Below are 19309 nucleotides of genomic sequence, written 5' to 3' on the forward strand. Positions count from 1 at the left end.
GCGGGAACCACCTGATCCCTTGCCGAACTCAGCAGTGAAACCGCTCAGCGCCGATGGTAGTGTGGGGTCTCCCCATGCGAGAGTAGGTCATCGTCAGGCACCTATTCAGAGAAAACCCCGAGTTCACTAGAGCTCGGGGTTTTTTCTTGTCTGGCTCCCGTTCCGTTACATGGTGTTGCAATCCGGATTGGAAAGATCGTCTTCCAGGGGCTAGGGTCTTGCACGACGCAATGGATTTCGACGTCTCAGGAGGAGATCAAGATGAAGTACGAGATGATGCGGAAGTTGGGCCTGGTGCTGTTGATCACCATGCTGGGCGCCGGCCTGGTCGGCTGCGAGGATGAGCAGGGGCCAGCGGAGAAGGCAGGCGAGAATATCGACGAGTCCATGGAAGAGATGGGCGAAAGTATGGAGGAAATGGGCGAGGAGATGGAAGAAGCCGCCGAGGACGCCCAGAATTGATCGCCAGCTTCGATGGCAGACATCAGGTGTGGCAGACAAAAGAAGAAGGCCGGGCAACTTGCCCGGCCTCATGTATATCGGCCTATCCGTTCGTGGCGGCGTCAGGCGCCGGGGTTCTGCTCGATTCCCTGTAGGTACCAAGGGGCGCCGTCGCGCAGATGGCGGGTGAGGTGCCAGGTCTCATTAAACTCGTTCTCCTCACCGTTCTCGGCGATGATGCCGTGGAAGATCACCGTGGCCTCAGCCTCCTGGCCCACTTCCCGTATGTCGCCGAGTTCGGCGAACAGCCGCACGATCTCGGTGCGATTGTTGGCCGGCTGTCGGTCGCGCTCTTCACGCAGCAGGTTGTAGAGCTCCGGCGTCACGTACTCCTGGATGCCGGCGAAATCGTTGTTGTCCCAGGCGCGCTGAAGGGTCATGAAATGCTCCTTGGCGCCGCCGAGGAAGCGCTCCCGGTCGAACCACTCGGGCTCCGAGGCGAAGGCGGTACCGCTGCTCAATGGTGCCTGCTCGGCCTGGAAGCGCTGGGGCCCTGCGGAGGCATCCGGCTGGCCGGGGCCAGTGGCCACGACTGGACGGCTCCGGGCGAACAGCTTGAAGAGCAGGAAGGCCACGCCGGCCACCAGCAGGATATCCATTATGCGCAGCTCGTCGAAGGCGCCACCGAAGAAGAGCGCGGCGAGCAGGCCGCCCGCGAGCAGGCCACCAAGCATGCCGCCCATTCGGGAGCCGGGGCGTGCCTGAGTGGCAGCAGTCTGGTTCTGGGTGGCCGCCGGTTGCTGCACCGTGCGGGATTGGCTGCCGAAGCTCTTGCCGCCACCCAGGCGGCGGGCATCGGCGTGGTCCACGGCCAGGCCGAAGCCCAGCACGCCGACCACGAGCATGACGAGAAGGTGACGCATCGGGGAGTTCTCCATCGGGGGAAGGGAATGAGAAAGGCTCGGAAGCGTCCATTCTAGCGGCTATGCTGGTCAGCCACGACAACTAACGCATAAAGAGAGGGGCCGCCCGATGCGCCTGACGCGAGAGAAAAGCCTGCTGCTGATCGTCGACTTGCAGGCCGGCCTGCTGCCTGTGATTGAACACGGTGACCAGGCAGTGGCCGAGGCCGTCTGGATGGGCGGCATGGCCGGGGAGCTCGATGTGCCCGTGTGGGTTACCGAACAGTATCCCGAAGGGCTCGGTGGCAGTGAGCCGCGTCTGCTCGAGGCGTTGCCGGGGCATCGCCTCTGGCACAAGGTTCACTTCGATGCCCATGCCGAACCGGCCTTCGCCGAGGCCATGGCCGCCAGTGATCGCCACCAGGTGGTGCTGTGTGGCACCGAGGCCCACATCTGCGTGCTGCAGACCGGACTTGGCCTGCTCGAGGCGGGCTACGAGGTCTACTGGCTGGTGGAGGCCTGCGCCAGCCGACGGGCTGATGAGGCGCGGCTGGCCAAGGAGCGCATGGTGCAGGCTGGTGCGGTGCCGGTGAGCGCCGATATGGTTGCCTACGAGTGGCTGCATCGCTGCGACGACGAACGCTTCAAACAGGCCCATCGTCACTTTCTCAAGGGACGCTCGGCGCGCCCTCTGGTGTTTTCCGGCTAGAAGGCTCTCACGCGCCCCCTTCGGCTCGAGTGAAGACCAGGGTATCGCCCTCCGACAGGGCCGCGTTCCAGGCGTAGCCCGCCACATCGAAGTCCTTGAGGCCCTCGGGGTCATCCAGGCGCTCGCGGATCATCCAGGCGGCCATCAGGCCGCGGGCCTTCTTGGCATAGAAGCTGATGATCTTAAGCTTGCCGTTCTTCTCATCCTTGAAGATCGGCGTGATCACCCGCGCCTCGAGCCGTTTGGTGTCGATTGCCTTGAAGTACTCGTTGGAGGCCAGGTTGACCAGCACCGGGCTGCCGCTCGCCGCTACGGCCCGGTCGAGTTCCCTGGTGAGGCTCTCCTTCCAGAAGGCGTAGAGATCCTTGCCTGCAGGATTCTCCAGCTTGGTCCCCATCTCCAGGCGATAAGGCTGGATCAGGTCCAGCGGTCGCAGCAGTCCGTAGAGGCCGGAGAGGATACGCAGGTGATCCTGGGCGAAGGCGTTGTCGTCCTCGCTGAAGGTGTCGGCCTCCAGGCCCATGTAGACATCACCCTGGAAGGCCTGGGCGGCGGGCTTGGCGTTATCGGGCGTGAAGGGGGTGTGCCACTCGGCGAAGCGTGCGGCATTGAGTCCGGCCAGCTTGTCGCTGATACCCATCAGCTCGCTGAGTCGCTGGGGCGAGTAGTCGCGCAGGATCTCGATCAGTTCACGGCTACGGTCGAGATGGTCCGGCTGGGTATGCTGGCTGGTAGTGGCCGGGGTCTCGAAATCCAGCGTCTTGGCGGGCGATATCACGCTCAGCATGGGGCGCTCCTGTGCCTGAAGGGATGGGCCTGATTGCAATGCAGGCCAGTATACCAAGCGGCCCGGGCGCAGGGGGCTATCACCCCGATAGCCCCTTGCGCTGGCGTCGGTCAGGGCGCGGGGTTGGGAATTCGCCGATGAACGGCCTCGATGGCGTCCACTACCTCGGCGTCGAGGCGAAGTGACTCGCTGGCCAGGTTGCTTTCCAGCTGCTCCATGGTGGTGGCACCGATGATGTTGCTGGTCAGGAAGGGTCTGGAGTTGACGTAGGCAAGGGCCATCTGGGCTGGATCCAGGCCATGGTCGCGGGCGATCCGCACATAGGCGGCCGTTGCCTCCTGGGCCAGCGGATTGGTATAGCGCTGGAAGCGCTCGTACAGGGTCAACCGGGCACCGGCCGGTCGAGCGCCGTTCAGGTACTTGCCGGAGAGCATGCCGAAGGCCAGTGGTGAGTAAGCCAGCAGTCCCACCCTTTCGCGATGGGCGACCTCGGCCAGCCCTACCTCGAAGGTGCGATTGAGCAGGCTGTAGGGGTTCTGGATGCTCGCGACACGAGGTAGGCTCAGGGTGTCGGCCAGGTGAAGGGCGCGCATCACGCCCCAGGGTGTGTCGTTGGAGAGCCCGACGGCGCGAACCTTGCCGGCATCCACCAGTTCCTTGAGCGCCGACAGGGTCTCCTCCAGCGGCGTGGTGTCTTCTTCCTCGTCATGCACATAGCCTAGCTGGCCGAAGAAATTGCCCTTCCGATCCGGCCAGTGCAACTGGTAGAGGTCCACGTAGTCGGTCTGCAGCCGGGTGAGGCTGTCGTCGACCGCCTGGTGAAGGTGCTCACGGGTCAGCCTCGGACCGCCGCGGATATGCGCGAGACCGGGACCCGCGGCCTTGGTGGCGATGATCACGTCGTCGCGGCTGCCGCGGCGCCTCAGCCAACTGCCGATATAGGCCTCGGTGCGGCCCTGGGTATCGGCCTCGGGAGGGACTGGATACATTTCGGCAGTGTCGATGAAGTCGATGCCGAAGGCCACGGCACGGTCGAGTTGCTCGTGGGCCTCTGCCTCGCTGTTCTGTTCGCCGAAGGTCATGGTGCCGAGGCACAGGCGACTGACCTCGATGCCGGTATCGCCTAGTGGTCGAGTCTGCATTCGTCGCTCCTGGCGGGGCTATTGAGAAGGCTTGAGCCGGCATGGTAGACGGGCCCGAGCAGCGCAGCAAATCCCGGGGTTGAGTCACTGTCGGGGCGCGAGTATGCTTGCCACCCCGTTGCCCCGGCGGAGTCCGCAGGGCCACTGTTTTCCGCAGGAAGTGATACCGGCCACAGGATGTTGCCGATACCAGTTCCGCACAATGGACGCAGGATTGTCGATATGTCCGAGGCATCCTCACTGTTCACCCGGCTCGAATACCGGCTTGCCCAGCAACTTTTCCATACTCGCTGGTTGCCTCGCTCGCCGCGAACTCAACGCTTGACCATGCACCTTTTCCAGCGCTGTGCCGACGCCGGTCATCGGGCGGCACTGTCACAGTATGGTCATATGCTCTTTCACCGCGGCGCCACTCCCCAGGACAAGGCCCGGGGCGCGCGCTACGTGCTGGAGGCGGCCCATGCCGGGGATGCCAAGGCCCAGTATCAGGCCGGCCAGATTCGTGAGCACGGCTGTGCCCAGTATCCCCGCCGCGAGGATCACGCCGTGACCTGGTATGCGCGGGCCGGTGAGGCGGGCCATGCCCTCGCGGCGACCCGCCTGTCCCGCGCCTACCGCAGCGGCGATCTCGGGCTGCCGGTGGATACCGAGAAGGCCGAGCACTGGCAGGCCCTGGCCGATCGACTGGTGGGATTGGCCGGCTCGCTGGATTCGGGTTTGACGGGCTCTGGTTCTCCGGGTTCTGATCCACTGGACAGGGCCGAAGGCGAAACGCAACACTAGGGACCTGTCGACCCAGACACAGATCGAGCCGCCTCTCCCGAGACGATCTGTCAAGTTCGACGAGACCCTAGCCTTCCATTGCCATCGGCCATCGCGACCAAGGACCCTCCCGCCCGTGACGCTACCCACACTGCTGGATATCGAGGCGTCCGGCTTCGGGCGCGGCAGCTACCCTATCGAGGTCGGCCTGGCCCGCGCCGATGGTAGTACCTGTGCCTTCCTCATCCAGCCGCTGGAGGAGTGGACGCATTGGGATCCCAAGGCCGAACTGTTGCACGGCATCAGCCGTGGGCGGCTGCAGCGCGAAGGCTACCCGGTGCGCCAGGTGGCCTGCTGGCTCAATGATGAACTGAGCGAGGTCGGCATCGCCTACAGTGACAGTTGGGGCTACGACAACACCTGGCTGTCGCTGCTTTTCCACCACGCCGGCATGCTGCCTGCTTTCCGCCTCGAGGCGCTTCGCATCCTGCTCAGTGAGGCGCAGCAAGCCCTGTGGAGTCGGACCAAGGAAGCCATCATCCGCGAGCAGGGCATCCATCGGCATCGGGCCGGTGACGATGCCCGCCTGCTACAGCTGACCTACCAGCGCACCCTTGGCATCTGACAACCGGCCACCCCTCGCCGCTGAGCGGCGATAAGGCCTCCTGTCAACAGCGATACCCTGCTACCCACGGGCGTTGAGCAAGCCGTTCGGCATGACGCCGCGGTGGACTAGCTGGGCAGGGCCAGACGGCTCTCCAGCGCATCCAGCAACTCGGCGGGCTCGGTGGCATCGATCAGCTCGGCTCGGGTGCGGCCATTGAGGAAGCCGTGCTTCACGGTGTTGTCGAGAAAGGCCAGCAGCGGGGCATAGAATCCGGCGGTATCGAGCACGCCGATAGGCTTGTCGTGCAGGCCCAGGTAGTGCCAGGTCCAGGCCTCGAAGAACTCCTCCAGGGTGCCGATGCCCCCGGGTAGCACGATGAAGGCATCGGCGTGGGCGGCCATGCTCGCCTTGCGCTCGTGCATGTTGCGAACCCGCACCAGTTCGCTCAGGCCGTGGTGGGCCTGCTCGCGCTCGACCAGGTGGTCGGGCATCACGCCGATGGCCTCGCCGCCGGCGGTCATCACCGCATCGGCCAGGGTGCCCATCAGTCCGACGCGCGCGCCGCCGTAAACCAGGCCGTGGCCGCGTTGGGCCAGCTCGACGCCGAGCCGGCGCGCGGCCTCGAGGAATTGCGGGTCATGGCCCTCCCGGGACCCCAGATAGACGCAGAATCTCGACATGCTCTTCTCCTTGGCAAGGCCTTATGCTCACAGCCACGCAGGGACGCGAAAGCCCGAGTCAGCGCAGGCAGTCGGCTATCCCATAGGTCGCGTCGAGCCATTGCCCGATGACGTTCTCGCCACAGAGGTGGTGGGCATACTGGGTGTGCAGGCAGCGCACCTGGTCGCGGTTGGTGATGCCGCCGATGCCGCGCTCGGTGAGCACGTCTTCATAGCCCAGCCGCTTGACCTCGGCCTTTTGGGCCTCGCTCATGAAGGCCCACCGGGCGGCCACATAGGCATCGTGACAACGGTGGTAGGCGGCCAGGAAGTCAGGGTCCTGCTGCAGGCGGGTCTCCAGCTGCTTGATCACCCCGGCGGCCTCGAGATGCGAGATCTCGACCTTCAGGCGCTCGGAGCAGAGCCAGTAGAGCGTCGGGAAGGGCCTGCCATCGACGATGGGTGCCATGCGCAGCACCAGCGGAGTGCCCTCACCGTCGGTGGCGGCCAGGGCCTCGATGCCGCGGGGGGCGCGGCCGAGCTGCTCGGCGATGATGGCCAGCTGCCGCGCGTCAGGTTCGAGGTCAGTGCGGATCACCATCGTCGTTATCCCGTATGAACTTGTTCGAGTTCCCCACGGCGAGGAAGAAGGCGCGGTTGAGCTGCTCGGGGGTGGGCACATAGTGCCATTCACGCTCGCAATACTCGCCGGCCCGCGCCATCAGCACATCGTAGAGGCGATTGAACGGCGCATCATAATCATAGGGGTCGGCACCGAACAAGCGGATGTGGGGGTAGTCGGCGAAACGCTCGATGAAATAGCGCTTCAGGTCGGCTTCGACGGCACGATGCCGGAGGGTGTCGTCCGGATCCAGCCAGAGGGTGTAGCGGATGGCCATAGGGGCTCCCGTCGGTGGATGGCGGTCTCGTTGTGACACCCTTGGCCAAGGTTCGGCTCGTGGGTGACCTCGGTATAGTGTTGAACGGTTCAGCGCCGTGCCAGGGGTACGCACCGAGCGCCTGTCAGCCTTGCCAGGTCGTTTGGTGCCAGGCTGATCTCCAGCCCGCGGCGACCGCCGCTGACGTGAAGCGACGCGAGATGCTCGGCGCTGGCGTCGAGGAAGGCGGGCAGGCGCTTGCGCTGGCCCAGCGGACTGATGCCGCCGACCACGTAGCCGGTGGCACGCTCGGCATCGGCGGTTTCGGCCAGAGTGGCCTTGCGGCCCCCGGCCGCGCGCGCCAGGGCCTTGAGGTCGAGCTGGGCGGAAACCGGCACCATGGCCATCACCAGGCGGCCGTCGTCGAGTCGGGCCAGGAGGGTCTTGAAGACTTCCTCGGGGGAGAGGTCCAGCGCCTGGGCAGCTTCCTCGCCATAGGCCGGGCTGCGCGGGTCATGCTCGTATTCGACCAGGCTGAACGCGACTCCTGCCTTCTCGAGCAGTTTCACGGCCGGGGTCATGCGTCTGCCGGCTCCGCCTGCAGGTGGGCTTCAAGGGCCTCGCGCAGCTTACCCTCGATGGGGACAGCCTTCTTGGTCTCGTGGTCGAAATGCACCAGCACGGTGTGGCCGAGGTTGGTCAACAGCCCGTCCTGGCGTGCCTCCTGGCTCACCGTGAAGGAGCTGTTGCCGAGCCGCGAGATGTAGGTGCGGATCTCGATATCGCGGCCGTACTGCAGCTCGGCCCGGTAGTCGACCTCCATGCGCGCCATGATCAGGTGCCACTTGCGCGGATCCAGGTCCGGCGTGAACAGCCGGAAGATATCGTTGCGGGCCAGCTCGAACCAGGCCGGTAGCCGGGTGTTGTTGACGTGGCCCAGGGCATCGGTGTCGTAGAAGGCGGGCTCGATGGTGCGGGTGAACATCGGGGGGAGGTCCTCTGATTTATTGTGAGCCTGATAGCTTTGCCCCGAGCAAGCGCTCGGTCAAGCCCTGGCGCGAGGGCGTGCAGCCAGGCGCGCGGCTCGCCAGGCCAGCAGGCGGGTCCAGGCCAGCAGCCAGGCGGTGGCGACCGCGAAGCCAGTCAGGGTGCCCAGCAACAGCCCCAGGCTGTCATAGGTCAGCGAGACGCACAGGGCGTACCAGAGCAGCGCACCGAGCCCGGCCGGGTAGTGCTTGATCACTGTGGCCACCGGGGCAGCGCCGTGGGTCAGGTGCAGGATCACCAGGAAGGGGTACATGGTCACCGGGAAGGCGGCCATGACCCCGGCCCAGGCGGCCGGCATCACGTGGGCGAGACCGGTGATCAGGAAGATGATCCCGGCGGCCAGCGCGGCGCGCAGGCCCAGCGCGCCCCAGCTGAAGCCGCCCCGGGCGCCGGTTGCGGTTTCCGGTACCCGACGGTATAGCTGGATGAACACGACGATCGCCAACAGGGTGGTCAGGGTGCCGGTCAGGCGCGTGAACTCCACCTGGGTCAGTAGCAGGCTCACCGCCAGCCAGGCGGCCAGCCCGCCCGCGGTGCCGGCGAGTACGCCGGCCAGGCCGTCGCGGCGGGCGCAGAGCAGATAGCCGCCGCCCAGCGCCAGGGTGGCGGTGAAGCCGGCCAGAGTATGCACGGCACTCTGGGTGGCGAAGGTTGGCGAGATCTCCAGGCCGATGAAGAACAGTGCAATGGCGGTGCCCAGCGGGTAGCCGGCAAGCAGGCCTGCCACGCGGGTACTCACCCGCTCGGCGATCACCGAGAGGCCGAGTACCACACCGATCGATACCAGCAGCTTGGCCAACTGCCAGCTCAGCGGAACTTCCATCCTGTTTTCCTTATCCCTTCGGGAGTGTCCTGGAATCTCGGAGGCTCACATGGCCGACCACGACCTTACCCCACCGCCGCGTCCCGAGGCCTGCGAGCTGTGTGGGCGCGCCGCGCCATTGACCCGCCACCACCTCATCCCACGAGCGTTGCATGGCAAGGCCCGCTATCGGCGTCGTTTCGACCGGGTGGAACGGCTTACCGCCATCCTGTGGGTCTGCCATGCCTGCCACAAGCATCTGCATGCAGTGCTTGGCGAGCGCGAACTGGCCGACCATTATCGCAGTCGGGCGGCGTTGATGGCCCATCCGCAGATCCAGACCTTCGTTGAATGGCTCTCTACCAAGCCCGACGGCTTTCGGCCAAAGAAGCGGGCGTCGCGGCGTCGCTAGGCGCCGGTCAGACCAGCCGCAGCCCCTTGAGGTCGGTCCAGGCGGCCCGCAGGGCGGCGGCCAACGGCTCCCGAAGGTGCTCGGGGAGCGCCTGTTCGGCGGCGGCGAGGTCCTCGAAATCGCGGTTGCGCAGCCAGCAGTAGGCCCAGGCACAGGCCTCGTCGTCACTCGCGGGCAGCGGTCGAGCGGGCATCTGTACCAGCAGGAAGGTGGCGGTGCGCGCCGCCCACAGGGGCGGTTCCTCGCCCTCTGGGCGGCTCCAGTCGACGAGCGTATCACCACCGGGGGTAGTCTCGGGGAGGCCGATCCGGGTCACCCGCGCGGTCTCGGCGAGCAGCAGCGCCAGGCGATCGGCATCACCCTGGCCGAGCGTCAGCCACTGTGCCACCAGCGCGGGCAGGCCGCGGCGGACCTTGGCATAGAAGCTGTCTTGGGGCATGGTCTCGTTCATCTTCTTGCTAGCCTTCTGGGATCGGGAACTGCACATGGAATTCGATTTTGCCACGCCCGTCGAGCGTCGCCACCCCTCGGGCGGCGACTGGCCCTCGCAGAAATGGCATCGCTACGGCGACGATGTGCTGCCGCTGTGGGTCGCCGACATGGACTTCACTTCGCCCCCCGCGGTCATCGAGGCGCTGCAGGCCCGGGTCGCCCATGGCGTCTTCGGTTACGGCCTGGTGCCCGACTCCTTGCGCGAGACCCTCTGCCGATGGAGCGCCGAGCATTACGGCTGGCGCATCGAGCCCGACTGGCAGCTGTGGCTGCCGGGCGTGGTGCCGGCGCTGCACATGGCCAGCCTGGCGCTGACCGAGCCCGGCGACGGCGTGCTGACGGTGACGCCTATCTATCCACCCTTTCTCCGGGTAGCCGAGCGTACCGGGCGCACGCCGCAGCAGGCGGCCATGCAGCCACCGACGACATCCGGCAAGCCGTGGCGGCTCGACCTTGCGGCGCTGGAGGCGGCCATCACCTCCGAGACCCGGCTATTGCTCTGGTGTCACCCCCACAACCCCACCGGTCGGGTGTGGACGCAGGAGGAACTGGCGGGGCTTGCCGAACTGGTCGAGCGTCACGATCTCTACGTGGTCTCCGACGAGTTGCACTGCGACCTGCTGCTCGATGAGGGCGCCCGCCATGTGCCGCTGGTGGCCGAGTTCCCCGAGCTGGCCGAGCGCACCCTGACCCTCTGGGCGCCGTCCAAGACCTTCAATCTGGCGGGTCTCACCACCGCCTGCGCGGTGATTCCTGACGTCGACCTCCGGCGCCGCTTCGCCGGGGGGATCAAGGGCCTGCAGCCTGACGGCAATGTGCTGGGGCTGGTCGCCGCTGAGGCCGCCCACGCCCATGGCGAGCCGTGGCGTCAGGCGCTGCTCGCTGTATTGCGTGTCCATCGGCAGACGCTGATCGAACGGGTCGCCGGCTGGCCCGGCGTTGCCATGAGCCCGCCCGAATCCACCTACCTGGCCTGGTTGGATCTGCGCGACGCGCGAGCATTCGAAGGGCTGGCGGAGCCACCGCAGCAGTTGCTGCTCGAACGCGCCGGCGTCGCCCTTTCCGATGGCGCCGATTTCGGCTGGCCGGGCTTTGCCCGCCTTAATTTCGGCACCACGGCCACTCAGTTGGAAGCCGCCCTGGCGAGGCTGGATGGGGTGCTTAGGGTGTGAGGGGTGAGCGCGCTGCGCGCTGGTGAGTAGTGAATAGTGAAGGGCTGGTAGGTTGATTACGAGTGTAGGAGCACAGCTTGCTGGGCGAAGGGGATGTTGCCGGGCTTGGGTGGCTTCACCTTCGCGAACTGAAGCCGGGGCGCCGGACCGTCGCTCCCACACTCCACACCAGCGAAGCGCTAACCACTCACACCCACGTATAGGGTCTCCACTTGTCAGCGGTGTGTCCGATATTGCCATTGAATCAAGGGTTTATAAAGATAGCATGGTCGTTGGGCTGACCGAGAGGAAGAAAGGCGTGGTATCCTGTCGGCCATTCATCGCCAGGGGCGCCACATGGCCAGCAACCACCACGATACCGGCTACAAGGAGCTGTTCAGCCACCCTGAGTTTGTTCAGCAGCTGATCGAGGGCTTCGCGCCGTCCGATATCGCGGGGCTGATGGACTTCTCGACGCTCAAGAACCACAGCGGCAATTACATCACCCCGCTGTTCGAGGAAAAATTCGAGGACGTGGTGTGGTCGGTGGAGGTCACCTAGGAGGGCGTGACCCAGCGAGTGTTCCTGTACATCCTGCTGGAGTTCCAGTCCTCGGTGGATCACACCATGCCGATCCGGCTGATGCACTATGTTGCCTGCTTCTACGACCACCTGCTCAAGATCAGCGAGACCACGCCGGGCAAGGGACTGCCTCCGATCCTGCCCATCGTGCTCTACAACGGCTCCCGACGCTGGACGGTTCAGCAGGACATCTACGCCATGGTAAAGCCCGAGCCGCCGAGTTTCCTGCGGGTCTACCAGCCCCACCTGCGTTACTATCTGATCGACGAAGGGCGTTATACTGATGAGCAACTGGGACTACTCCAGACGCCGCTGAGCGGAGTGTTCAGTGTAGAAAACGCCGGTAAGAGCTGGGAAGCCTTGCAGCAAGCCGTTGACCGGATCGTGGCAATCATCCAGGCCGATCCCCACAAGGAGCGTACTGATCGGATCATTACCCGCTGGATCAAGCGTCACTTGCAGTGGCTCGGGGCTGGGGTCAACCTGGATCAGCTCAACAGCTTGGTGGAAGATAAAGATATGCTGGCAGAGAATTTAGAGAACCTGGTGAAGAAAGAGCGACTGGAAGGGCGTCAAGAAGGGCGTCTTGAAGGGCGTCTGGAAGAGGCTCGCGATGTTGTGCGAACTCAGCTCAGCTTCAAGTTTGGTGAAGTACCCGGGTGGGTAGAGGAACAGCTCGCGCAAGCCGACCATGATCAGCTGAAAGGTTGGATGCGCGACGTGCTGTTCGCCGGTAGCCTGGAAGACATGTTCAAGCACTGACCCTCAGGCGGATCACGGCTCGATCCTCCACATACCCCCTTTTGGCGATCCCTTCGCCTTCAGAAGGCGCTGTGCTGCTGAGTGTTACGCGCTGAACGCGCTGAGAGGGGTTGCTCCTTACTCCTCACGTCTTGCTACGGCACTTGAACTCGGCGTCGGCCGGATAGGCCAGAGGCGCATCCAGCGTGGAGCGGCACTTGGGTCCGGTGGATTCCGCCATGGAGGCCTTCGGCCTCTATTCGCGCAGCAAGCCGGGACGCTGGTCCGTGTGCTCCTACATACATGACCGGCTTGCCAGCCCTTCACCACTCACCCCTCACAAGCCCGAAGGGCGCTCCTCCCTCACAGTGCAGCCGGACTCAGTAAAGCAGCGCAAAGAGCTTGCGGCGATAGGCAACCGTCAGCGGGTGGTCGGCACCAAGGGCATCGAACACCTGCAGAAGGGTGCGGCGGGCGGCATCTTCCCCGTAGGTGCGGTCGTGCTTCATCAGCGCGAGCAGGGCATCCAGGCCCGCCTCGTAGTGGCCGTCAGCCACCTTTCGGAGGGCGCGCTTGTACTGGGCCTCGCTGTCGTCGCGGCCTTCCAGGGCGGCCAGCTCCTCCGCGGAGGGGGCCTGCTCGCCGAACTCGATGCTGGCGCGCACGCCGCGGGCCGGTGCGGCATCGCGCTCCTCCGGGGGGAGGTTGTCCAGCAGGTCGCGGGCCTGTTCGGCCTGACCCTCGGCCACCAGGGTACGAGCCAGCTCCACCTGATAGGGGGTATGCTGGGGATACTGCTGCACCAGCTCCTGGTAGATGCTCCGGGCGGTGGCGGCATCGCCGGCGGCCAGGGCCTCGGCGGCCTGATCCTCGGGGCTCTGCGGGGCCTCTTCCGGTGCCGGGAAATAGCGCCCCAGCCACTCACGCACCTGCTTCTCCGGCAGAGCTTCCTGGAAGTGGTCGACCAGGCCGCCCTGGCTGATGAGCTTGACGTCTGGCACCGCGCGCACGCCGAGCTGGCCGGCGATCTCCGCGTTCTCGTCGATGTTGAGCTTGGCCAGGATGAAGACGCCCTGATACTCCCGGGCCAGCTTCTCGAGGATCGGCATCAGGGTCTTGCTGGGCTCGCTCGCGGCCGCCCAGCAAGCAAGCAGCACCGGCACTTGCATCGAGGTCTCGAGCAGCTGCTGGATGTTGCTGGCGTCCACGTCGAGGATCATCTCGGCGTTCTGTCCGCCGGGAGAGGTGGTCTCGGCATTCTCGCTGGCGGTTAGGTCGCCGGTGAGCGGCTCACCGGTGCGGGGATCGACGATGGGCATGATCGCTAGCCTTGCATAAGGATGAATTTGCTCTCTAGATGCGGGTGATCGCCCGCCACTTCAAGGGGATATGGTCTTTGCTGCGAGGAATTGTGCGTGTGGTCTCGGGACTGACCGTGGTGCTCGCCCTGCTGCTGGCCGAGGCGCCGGTAAGCCTTGTACGAATTCGCCTACATTCGTGTAGGAGATCGCCTGAAGATTGATCTGGCTCCCGGATTGCGGGTGGTCGCTGACAGGCACAGGGCCTAGAATAGGCAGCCGTTTCCGTTGAATCGCAGCTTCCGCTACAGGATGTGGCGGTGCAGCATATTGATTTTTAAGGGCAAGGGAAAAGCCCGGCACCAATCCCCGGGCGGTAGCGTGTCTGGCCGTTTTCCCGTGCCGTACGGTTCGGTGCCGTTTATCCTCATCAAGCGAAGCCGCGCCCGTTCTCCGACATCAGAGGCTATTCATGACGACCCAAGACGCTCACAAGAAAGTGAGGGACGGCACGCGCCTGGCGGCAACCCTTGCCCTGGTGGCGGTGCTGGGTGGCTGCGCCCTGCAGCCCGCCCAGCAGGCCCATGATGCCGGCTCGGTCCTGGGCGGCGGCAAGCCGGTGGATGCCAACCTCAACGGCTTTCTGGCCCAGTCCAGAGGCGGGGCCGCCATCCAGCTGGCCAAGAGCCCCTGGGGGCGGGACGTCGAAGTGCTCGCCGAGACGCCCTATTTCGCCGCCAGCGGTCGCCCCTGTCGCGAGCTCAGCATTCGCCGCCCGGGCCGCCAGGCCGAGCAGGGCGCCATCGCCTGTGAAACCGCCAGCGGCAACTGGGTCGTGCGCCGCCAGGTCACCCAGGCCGTGAGCCAAGGAGGCCGCCGATGAACCCCATGCCCCGCCCCCTGTCGCACCTGCTCATGGCGCTCACCCTGCTGGGCCTGCCGGCCCTGGCCAGCGCCCAGTCCGTCAGCCTGCCCGGCGAGGTCGTGCCGGACGAACAGCGCAGCGGTGGCACCCCCGAGCAGGTGGAGGAGGGCCCCCGTGCCGACTGGCGCAGTGCCAACTATGGTCCAAACCTTCGCGGCCCGGTGCCTCAGAACAGGCTGGACGATGCCGCCGAGGAACTGCCGCCGTTCGGCGCCAACCTCTTCGAGGGCGGCTTCCGCGGCACCATGGCCGATGGCCTCAATCCCGGCTACACCATCAAGCCCGGCGACCAGGTCACCCTGCGTGCCTGGGGCGCCGTGGACATCGATCAGGTGGCGCCCGTGGACGCCCAGGGCAACATCTTCCTCCCCTCCATCGGCCCGCTGCCGGTGCAGGGCCTCAACAGCCAGCAGCTGGATGCCACCGTGCGCCGGGCCATCGAGTCCGTCTACCCCGAGGACGTCCAGGTCTACACCAACCTCCAGGGCGTGCAGCCGGTGGGGGTGTTCGTCACCGGCTATGTGGAGAACCCCGGCCGCTACGCCGGCACGCCGAGCGACTCGCTGCTCTATTTTCTCGACCAGGCCAGCGGCATCGACAACGCCCTGGGCAGCTACCGCGACATCCGCGTGATGCGCGGCAGTCAGACCATCGCCCGGGTGGATCTCTACGACTTCCTGCTTGACGGCAACATCCCCCGCCCGCAGTTCCGCGACGGCGACACCATCGTGGTGGAGGAGCGCGGCCCCTCCATCGCCGTGGTCGGCGACGTCAAGCGCGAATACCGCTATGAGCTCACCGGCACCCGTCTCACCGGCGCCGAGGTGACCCGCCTGGCCCGGCTCGACAGCGGTGTTTCCCATGTGCTGGTGCGCGGCAGCCGCGACGACGGCCCCTTCGCCCGCTACTTCCCGCTCAACGCCTTCGCCGGCCAGGGCGTGAGCAGCGGCGACGAAGTGCTGTTCAGCGCCGACCAGCGCGACGACACCATCGTCGTCGAACTTGAAGGCAGTTACTACGGCCCCTCGCGCTACGCCCTGCCGCGCGACGCCCGCCTCGGCGAGCTGCTCGACGCCGTGGCCGTGCCCAAGGATATGAGCGCCGTGGAGAGCATCTCGCTCAAGCGCGAGAGCGTGGCGAAGCGCCAGGCCGAATCGCTGCAGGAGAGCCTGCGCCGGCTGGAGACCACCTACCTCGGCGCCTCCTCCGCCACCAATGAGGAGGCACAGATCCGCGTTCAGGAAGCCGAGATGATCCAGAGCTTCGTCGAGCGCGCCCGCGAGATGGAGCCCAGCGGCCGCCTGGTGGTGGCCCACAATGATCGCATCAGCGATATCCGCCTGCAGGACGGCGACGTCATCACCATCCCCGAGATCAGCGACTCCATCCTGATCAGCGGCGAGGTGGTGGTGCCCCAGGCCGTGGTCTACCGGCCCGGCATGAGCGCCATGGAGTACATCGACGGCGCCGGCGGCTTCACTCAACGCGGCGACGACGACCATATCCTGGTGGTGCGCCAGAATGGCGCCGTGCGCGACGCCCATGACGTCCGCCTGCGCCCCGGCGACGAGATCCTGGTGATGCCCGAGGTGCCTACCAAGAACCTCCAGCTTGCCACCAGCTTGACGCAGATCCTCTACCAGATCGCCGTAGCCACCAAGGTGGCGGTGGACCTTTAATGCCTGACGAGACCTCAAACAGCGTCGGTGCCCGCACCCCCTGGCAGGTCACACGCAGCGTGTGGTACGCCATGTTCATGCGCGAGGCCGTCTCGCGCACCATGGCCAACCGCATGGGCTGGTTCTGGATGATCTTCGAGCCAGTCGCCTTCACCACGATCATGGTCGCCATCCGGGGTTTCATCCGCGGCGACCGCTTTATCGTCAATGCGGAATATATCCCCTGGTTGATCACAGGGCTAATGGGCTTCTTCCTGATCCGCGAGGGTATGCTGCGTGGGCTCGGCGCCATCAATGGCAACAGCGCGCTCTTCGCCTACCGCCAGGTGCAGCCCGTCGACCCGGTGCTGGTGCGCAACGTGCTGGAGGGCCTGCTGCGCAGCTTCGTCTTTCTGCTCTTTATCGCGGGAGCGCTGATGCTCGGGACCGACCTGCTGCCCGACAATGGCATTCGCGCCCTCGGCTGGTGGTTTTCGCTCTGGACGCTGGGGCTGGGCCTGGGGTTGATCACCTCGGTGGCCGGCACCCTGGTGCCGGAGGTGGGTACCGTGATTCGAATGATCAACATGCCGCTGCTGATCCTCTCCGGGGTGATCTTCCCGCTCAACAATCTGCCGCACTGGCTGCTCGAGTACCTACTTTACAACCCCATCGTGCATGGCCTGGAGCTGATGCGCGCGGCCTTCTTCGAGGGCTATCAGGTGGTGAATGGTACCAGCGCCACCTATTTCTGGCTGTTTACCCTCAGCACCCTGACCATTGGCCTGCTGATGCACCTGCGGTTCAGGGAGAAGCTTAAAGTCAAGTGAGCGCTGCGCTTGTGAGCACTTCGCTTGTGAGCGCTTCGCTTGTGAGTAGTACTACTTACCACTCACAAGCCCGAAGGGCGCTCACCATTCGCCATTCGCCATTCGCCATTCGCCATTCACCATTCGCCATTCACCAGCGCGCCCTCCCCAACCAATGATCGAAATCAACGGCCTCTACAAGCGCTACCACCTCCAGCGGCGGGTCTACGACTGGGTGCTGGAAGATATCAACCTGACCATCCCCCAGGGGGTGAGCGTGGGCCTGTTGGGGCGCAACGGGGCAGGCAAGTCCACCCTGCTCAGGCTGATCGCCGGCATGGATACCCCGGACCGCGGGACGATACACCGCCACTGCCGGGTTTCCTGGCCGATTGGCCTGGCTGGGGGCTTCCAGGGCAGCATGACGGGGCGCCAGAACGTCAAGTTCGTGGCCCGGGTGCATGGCGGTCGCGGTGACGTGCACGAGATCATCGAGCGTGTACAGGCCTTCGCCGAACTGGGTGACGCCTTCGACGAGCCCATCAAGACCTACTCCAGCGGCATGCGCGCACGCCTCAACTTCGGCCTCTCCCTGGCGTTCGACTTCGACATCTATCTCTCCGACGAGGCCACCTCGGTGGGCGACCGCGCCTTCAAGGCCAAGGCTACCCAGGCCTTCAAGGAGAAAGTGGGCGAGGCCAGCCTGGTGATGGTCAGCCACAGCGAAGGCATCTTGAAGGACCTCTGCGACTCCGGCATCTACCTCAAGGATGGCCATGCCACCTGGTATGACGATATCGACGACGCCATCGCCGTCTACCATGAGGAAACCGATGCCGCCCGCGCCGCTAGCGGCAGTGCCGAGCCCGCCGCCACACCAGCGGACAGCCCGCCCGTTACCCCGCTGCGTGAAGCCCAGAGCCTGGACGACGCCCGCGCCCAACTGCGTGAGGTCAAGGCCGAGTTCGACACCGCCCGGGCCGAATTCGAACGCGCCCAGCGCGACGACGACATGGCCCCGCGGGAGCGCCAGACCTATGGCGATGCCTTCCGCGCTTCCCGGGAACGACTCCACGATGCACGCCGGCAGGTGCAGGCGTTGCAGAAGGGCGAGGAGTGAGGGGCGAGGAGTGAGGAGTGAGGAGTGAGGAGTAATCCCTCACAAGCGCGCAGCGCGCTCACCACTCACAAGCCCGAAGGGCGCTCACCCCTCGCTCCTCACACGCGCGAAGCGCGCTCACAAGCCCGAAGGGCGCTCACTCCCTACTCCTCACAAGCGCGAAGCGCGCTCACCACTCACAAGCGAAGCGCTCACCCATTACATGAAAGCATTCATCAAGACCCACCCTCACTGGGCCCTGGCCATCCTGGCCATCGTCCTCGTCAGCGGCTACTGGTTTCTGGTGGCGCAGGAGCGCTACCTCTCCCGCGCCACCGTGGTATTGGAGAGCCCGCAGATTGCCCAGCCCGACATCAGCTTCTCCTCCATGCTCACCGGCACCAGCGGCAACCAGGACCTGCTATTACTGCGCGAGTACCTGCTCTCGGTCGACATGCTCAAGCGCGCGCAGCAGGAGATGGATGTCCGCACCCACTTCAGCGAGAACGGTGACGTCCTGGCCCGGCTGCGCGACGCCCAGGCGCCCATCGAGGACCTGCACCAGTACTACCTGCGCCGGGTGACGGTGGAGATGGACGAGTACGCCGGCGTGCTCAACGTTCGCGTGCAGGCCTACAGCCCCGAGTTTGCCCACGATATGGTGGCCTTGCTGCTGGAGGCCGGCGAGGCGCACATGAACGAGATGGGCCGGCGCCTGGCCGAGGAGCAGGTACGCTTCCTGGAAGAGCAGCTGCGCCGACTGGAAGGCCGCCTGGAAGACGCCCGTGCCAAGTTGCTGGAGTTCCAGAACCGGGAAGGCTTGGTCTCGCCCACCAGCACCGTGGAAAGCATCAATCAGGTGGTGGCCACCCTGGAGGGCGAACTGGCCAGCGTGCAGGCTCAACGACAGGCGCTCGGCAGTTACCAGAGCGAGCAATCCTCCGAGATGCGCCGCGTGCAGGCTCAGATCAACGCCCTGCGCGACCAGATCGAGAAGCAGCGTGACCGCCTGGCCCAGGCCACCGGCGAATCGCTCAACCGCATCTCCGCGCAGTACGAAACCCTGGAGCTCAAGGCCCAGTTCGCCCAGGAGACCTACTCCAGTGCCCTGGCCGCCCTGGAGAACACCCGCCTGGAAGCCGCCCGCAAGCTCAAGCAAGTGAGCGTGCTGCAGAGCCCGCTGATGCCGGAATACGCCACCAAGCCCGACCGCCTTTACAACAGCACGCTGTTTGCCATCGTCACCCTGTTCCTGGCACTTATCGCCAGCATGCTGGTGCTAATCGTGCGCGATCATCGTGATTAAGTGAATGGTGAATGGTGAATGGTGAGTGGTGAGTGGTGAGAGGTGAGAGGTGAGAAGTACCACTCACAAGCGCGAAGCGCGCTCACAAGCGAAGCGCTCA

22 protein-coding genes, 1 rRNA gene and 1 pseudogene are annotated in these 19309 nt (G+C 65.4%); 13 read left to right on the forward strand and 11 right to left on the reverse strand.

Annotation, left to right across the window (positions count from 1 at the left end; translation table 11 throughout):
* Positions 1 to 99 (forward strand): 5S ribosomal RNA (gene rrf / locus HALO32_RS07835); the annotation flags it as partial.
* A gap of 162 nt (positions 100 to 261) precedes the next feature.
* Positions 262 to 462 carry a hypothetical protein gene (locus HALO32_RS07840; RefSeq protein WP_151443241.1) on the forward strand — a complete coding sequence of 67 codons (201 nt, stop codon included), beginning with the start codon at positions 262 to 264 and terminating at the stop codon, positions 460 to 462.
* 101 nt (positions 463 to 563) lie between these two features.
* Here the strand turns inward: HALO32_RS07840 and HALO32_RS07845 are convergent, their stop codons facing one another.
* A complete protein-coding gene (locus HALO32_RS07845; RefSeq protein WP_151443242.1) occupies positions 564 to 1364 on the reverse strand; it encodes a Tim44 domain-containing protein in 801 nt (266 codons plus the stop codon).
* A gap of 109 nt (positions 1365 to 1473) precedes the next feature.
* On the opposite strand from HALO32_RS07845, the gene HALO32_RS07850 reads away from it, so the two are divergent.
* The gene (locus HALO32_RS07850) at positions 1474 to 2052 is read left to right on the forward strand and encodes an isochorismatase family protein (protein WP_151443243.1); all 579 of its coding nucleotides are present in this window, start codon (positions 1474 to 1476) and stop codon (positions 2050 to 2052) included.
* A 7-nt stretch (positions 2053 to 2059) separates the two neighbouring features.
* Here the strand turns inward: HALO32_RS07850 and yaaA are convergent, their stop codons facing one another.
* Entirely contained in the window at positions 2060 to 2839 is a 780-nt protein-coding gene (gene yaaA, locus HALO32_RS07855; RefSeq protein WP_151443244.1) for a peroxide stress protein YaaA, read from the reverse strand.
* 110 nt (positions 2840 to 2949) lie between these two features.
* Positions 2950 to 3981 (reverse strand): NADP(H)-dependent aldo-keto reductase, encoded by a 1032-nt coding sequence (locus HALO32_RS07860; protein ID WP_151443245.1) that lies wholly within the window; start codon positions 3979 to 3981, stop codon positions 2950 to 2952.
* Between the two features lie 222 nt (positions 3982 to 4203).
* Here HALO32_RS07860 and HALO32_RS07865 point away from each other — a divergent pair, with 222 nt between their 5' ends.
* Positions 4204 to 4764 (forward strand): tetratricopeptide repeat protein, encoded by a 561-nt coding sequence (locus HALO32_RS07865; RefSeq protein ID WP_225809841.1) that lies wholly within the window; start codon positions 4204 to 4206, stop codon positions 4762 to 4764.
* 115 nt (positions 4765 to 4879) lie between these two features.
* Positions 4880 to 5368 (forward strand): hypothetical protein, encoded by a 489-nt coding sequence (locus tag HALO32_RS07870; protein ID WP_151443246.1) that lies wholly within the window; start codon positions 4880 to 4882, stop codon positions 5366 to 5368.
* 107 nt (positions 5369 to 5475) lie between these two features.
* On the opposite strand, the gene HALO32_RS07875 is transcribed toward HALO32_RS07870, so the two are convergent.
* The 6 genes from HALO32_RS07875 to HALO32_RS07900 form a co-directional block, all read right to left on the reverse strand.
* Positions 5476 to 6030, reverse strand: a complete 555-nt coding sequence (locus HALO32_RS07875) for an LOG family protein (RefSeq protein WP_151443247.1) — start codon at positions 6028 to 6030, stop codon at positions 5476 to 5478.
* Between the two features lie 58 nt (positions 6031 to 6088).
* Entirely contained in the window at positions 6089 to 6610 is a 522-nt protein-coding gene (locus HALO32_RS07880; protein ID WP_151443248.1) for a DUF501 domain-containing protein, read from the reverse strand.
* Complete coding sequence (locus HALO32_RS07885; protein ID WP_151443249.1) at positions 6594 to 6908, reverse strand: hypothetical protein; 315 nt, start codon at positions 6906 to 6908, stop codon at positions 6594 to 6596. The genes HALO32_RS07880 and HALO32_RS07885 overlap by 17 nt, the downstream gene beginning before the upstream one ends.
* A gap of 89 nt (positions 6909 to 6997) precedes the next feature.
* Positions 6998 to 7468 (reverse strand): Cys-tRNA(Pro) deacylase, encoded by a 471-nt coding sequence (gene ybaK, locus HALO32_RS07890; protein WP_151443250.1) that lies wholly within the window; start codon positions 7466 to 7468, stop codon positions 6998 to 7000.
* A complete protein-coding gene (locus tag HALO32_RS07895; protein WP_151443251.1) occupies positions 7465 to 7872 on the reverse strand; it encodes an acyl-CoA thioesterase in 408 nt (135 codons plus the stop codon). Before HALO32_RS07895 ends, ybaK begins: the two co-directional genes overlap by 4 nt.
* A 60-nt stretch (positions 7873 to 7932) precedes the next feature.
* A complete protein-coding gene (locus HALO32_RS07900; RefSeq protein ID WP_151443252.1) occupies positions 7933 to 8757 on the reverse strand; it encodes a hypothetical protein in 825 nt (274 codons plus the stop codon).
* Positions 8758 to 8806: 49 nt separating this feature from the next.
* On the opposite strand from HALO32_RS07900, the gene HALO32_RS07905 reads away from it, so the two are divergent.
* On the forward strand, positions 8807 to 9148 hold the full coding sequence (locus tag HALO32_RS07905; protein ID WP_151443253.1) for a hypothetical protein: 342 nt from the start codon (positions 8807 to 8809) through the stop codon (positions 9146 to 9148).
* Positions 9149 to 9155: 7 nt separating this feature from the next.
* Here HALO32_RS07905 and HALO32_RS07910 read toward each other — a convergent pair whose 3' ends face one another.
* Positions 9156 to 9587 (reverse strand): hypothetical protein, encoded by a 432-nt coding sequence (locus HALO32_RS07910; RefSeq protein WP_151443279.1) that lies wholly within the window; start codon positions 9585 to 9587, stop codon positions 9156 to 9158.
* Between the two features lie 46 nt (positions 9588 to 9633).
* Between HALO32_RS07910 and HALO32_RS07915 the strand changes: the two genes are divergently transcribed.
* Together HALO32_RS07915 and HALO32_RS07920 are read left to right on the forward strand one after the other, a co-directional pair.
* Entirely contained in the window at positions 9634 to 10812 is a 1179-nt protein-coding gene (locus HALO32_RS07915; RefSeq protein ID WP_151443254.1) for a MalY/PatB family protein, read from the forward strand.
* Between the two features lie 336 nt (positions 10813 to 11148).
* Positions 11149 to 12135, forward strand: a pseudogene (locus HALO32_RS07920) (Rpn family recombination-promoting nuclease/putative transposase).
* 359 nt (positions 12136 to 12494) lie between these two features.
* Here the strand turns inward: HALO32_RS07920 and HALO32_RS07925 are convergent.
* On the reverse strand, positions 12495 to 13433 hold the full coding sequence (locus tag HALO32_RS07925) for a tetratricopeptide repeat protein (RefSeq protein WP_151443255.1): 939 nt from the start codon (positions 13431 to 13433) through the stop codon (positions 12495 to 12497).
* Positions 13434 to 13884: 451 nt separating this feature from the next.
* On the opposite strand from HALO32_RS07925, the gene HALO32_RS07930 reads away from it, so the two are divergent.
* The 5 genes from HALO32_RS07930 to HALO32_RS07950 all read left to right on the forward strand — a co-directional run bounded on the left by HALO32_RS07930 (position 13885) and on the right by HALO32_RS07950 (position 19209).
* On the forward strand, positions 13885 to 14295 hold the full coding sequence (locus HALO32_RS07930; RefSeq protein WP_151443256.1) for a DVU3141 family protein: 411 nt from the start codon (positions 13885 to 13887) through the stop codon (positions 14293 to 14295).
* Complete coding sequence (locus HALO32_RS07935) at positions 14292 to 16016, forward strand: polysaccharide biosynthesis/export family protein (protein WP_151443257.1); 1725 nt, start codon at positions 14292 to 14294, stop codon at positions 16014 to 16016. The genes HALO32_RS07930 and HALO32_RS07935 overlap by 4 nt, the downstream gene beginning before the upstream one ends.
* Entirely contained in the window at positions 16016 to 16825 is an 810-nt protein-coding gene (locus HALO32_RS07940) for an ABC transporter permease (RefSeq protein ID WP_151443258.1), read from the forward strand. The genes HALO32_RS07935 and HALO32_RS07940 overlap by 1 nt, the downstream gene beginning before the upstream one ends.
* Before the next feature lie 154 nt (positions 16826 to 16979).
* Entirely contained in the window at positions 16980 to 17924 is a 945-nt protein-coding gene (locus HALO32_RS07945; protein ID WP_151443259.1) for an ABC transporter ATP-binding protein, read from the forward strand.
* A gap of 202 nt (positions 17925 to 18126) precedes the next feature.
* The gene (locus HALO32_RS07950; RefSeq protein WP_151443260.1) at positions 18127 to 19209 is read left to right on the forward strand and encodes a chain-length determining protein; all 1083 of its coding nucleotides are present in this window, start codon (positions 18127 to 18129) and stop codon (positions 19207 to 19209) included.
* Positions 19210 to 19309 lie beyond the last annotated feature (100 nt).

It is taken from the genome of Halomonas lysinitropha, assembly GCF_902500215.1.
GTDB classification, from domain to species: Bacteria; Pseudomonadota; Gammaproteobacteria; order Pseudomonadales; family Halomonadaceae; genus Halomonas; species Halomonas lysinitropha.

Excerpts from the sequence above, each read along its gene's own strand:
- HALO32_RS07840 (WP_151443241.1), top strand. The coding sequence starts at position 262 with ATGAAGTACGAGATGATGCGGAAGTTGGGCCTGGTGCTGTTGATCACC.
- HALO32_RS07845 (WP_151443242.1), bottom strand. The coding sequence starts at position 1,364 with ATGCGTCACCTTCTCGTCATGCTCGTGGTCGGCGTGCTGGGCTTCGGC.
- HALO32_RS07850 (WP_151443243.1), top strand. The coding sequence starts at position 1,474 with ATGCGCCTGACGCGAGAGAAAAGCCTGCTGCTGATCGTCGACTTGCAG.
- yaaA (WP_151443244.1), bottom strand. The coding sequence starts at position 2,839 with ATGCTGAGCGTGATATCGCCCGCCAAGACGCTGGATTTCGAGACCCCG.
- HALO32_RS07860 (WP_151443245.1), bottom strand. The coding sequence starts at position 3,981 with ATGCAGACTCGACCACTAGGCGATACCGGCATCGAGGTCAGTCGCCTG.
- HALO32_RS07865 (WP_225809841.1), top strand. The coding sequence starts at position 4,204 with ATGTCCGAGGCATCCTCACTGTTCACCCGGCTCGAATACCGGCTTGCC.
- HALO32_RS07875 (WP_151443247.1), bottom strand. The coding sequence starts at position 6,030 with ATGTCGAGATTCTGCGTCTATCTGGGGTCCCGGGAGGGCCATGACCCG.
- HALO32_RS07880 (WP_151443248.1), bottom strand. The coding sequence starts at position 6,610 with ATGGTGATCCGCACTGACCTCGAACCTGACGCGCGGCAGCTGGCCATC.
- HALO32_RS07885 (WP_151443249.1), bottom strand. The coding sequence starts at position 6,908 with ATGGCCATCCGCTACACCCTCTGGCTGGATCCGGACGACACCCTCCGG.
- ybaK (WP_151443250.1), bottom strand. The coding sequence starts at position 7,468 with ATGACCCCGGCCGTGAAACTGCTCGAGAAGGCAGGAGTCGCGTTCAGC.
- HALO32_RS07895 (WP_151443251.1), bottom strand. The coding sequence starts at position 7,872 with ATGTTCACCCGCACCATCGAGCCCGCCTTCTACGACACCGATGCCCTG.
- HALO32_RS07900 (WP_151443252.1), bottom strand. The coding sequence starts at position 8,757 with ATGGAAGTTCCGCTGAGCTGGCAGTTGGCCAAGCTGCTGGTATCGATC.
- HALO32_RS07905 (WP_151443253.1), top strand. The coding sequence starts at position 8,807 with ATGGCCGACCACGACCTTACCCCACCGCCGCGTCCCGAGGCCTGCGAG.
- HALO32_RS07910 (WP_151443279.1), bottom strand. The coding sequence starts at position 9,587 with ATGCCCCAAGACAGCTTCTATGCCAAGGTCCGCCGCGGCCTGCCCGCG.
- HALO32_RS07915 (WP_151443254.1), top strand. The coding sequence starts at position 9,634 with ATGGAATTCGATTTTGCCACGCCCGTCGAGCGTCGCCACCCCTCGGGC.
- HALO32_RS07925 (WP_151443255.1), bottom strand. The coding sequence starts at position 13,433 with ATGCCCATCGTCGATCCCCGCACCGGTGAGCCGCTCACCGGCGACCTA.
- HALO32_RS07930 (WP_151443256.1), top strand. The coding sequence starts at position 13,885 with ATGACGACCCAAGACGCTCACAAGAAAGTGAGGGACGGCACGCGCCTG.
- HALO32_RS07935 (WP_151443257.1), top strand. The coding sequence starts at position 14,292 with ATGAACCCCATGCCCCGCCCCCTGTCGCACCTGCTCATGGCGCTCACC.
- HALO32_RS07940 (WP_151443258.1), top strand. The coding sequence starts at position 16,016 with ATGCCTGACGAGACCTCAAACAGCGTCGGTGCCCGCACCCCCTGGCAG.
- HALO32_RS07945 (WP_151443259.1), top strand. The coding sequence starts at position 16,980 with ATGATCGAAATCAACGGCCTCTACAAGCGCTACCACCTCCAGCGGCGG.
- HALO32_RS07950 (WP_151443260.1), top strand. The coding sequence starts at position 18,127 with ATGAAAGCATTCATCAAGACCCACCCTCACTGGGCCCTGGCCATCCTG.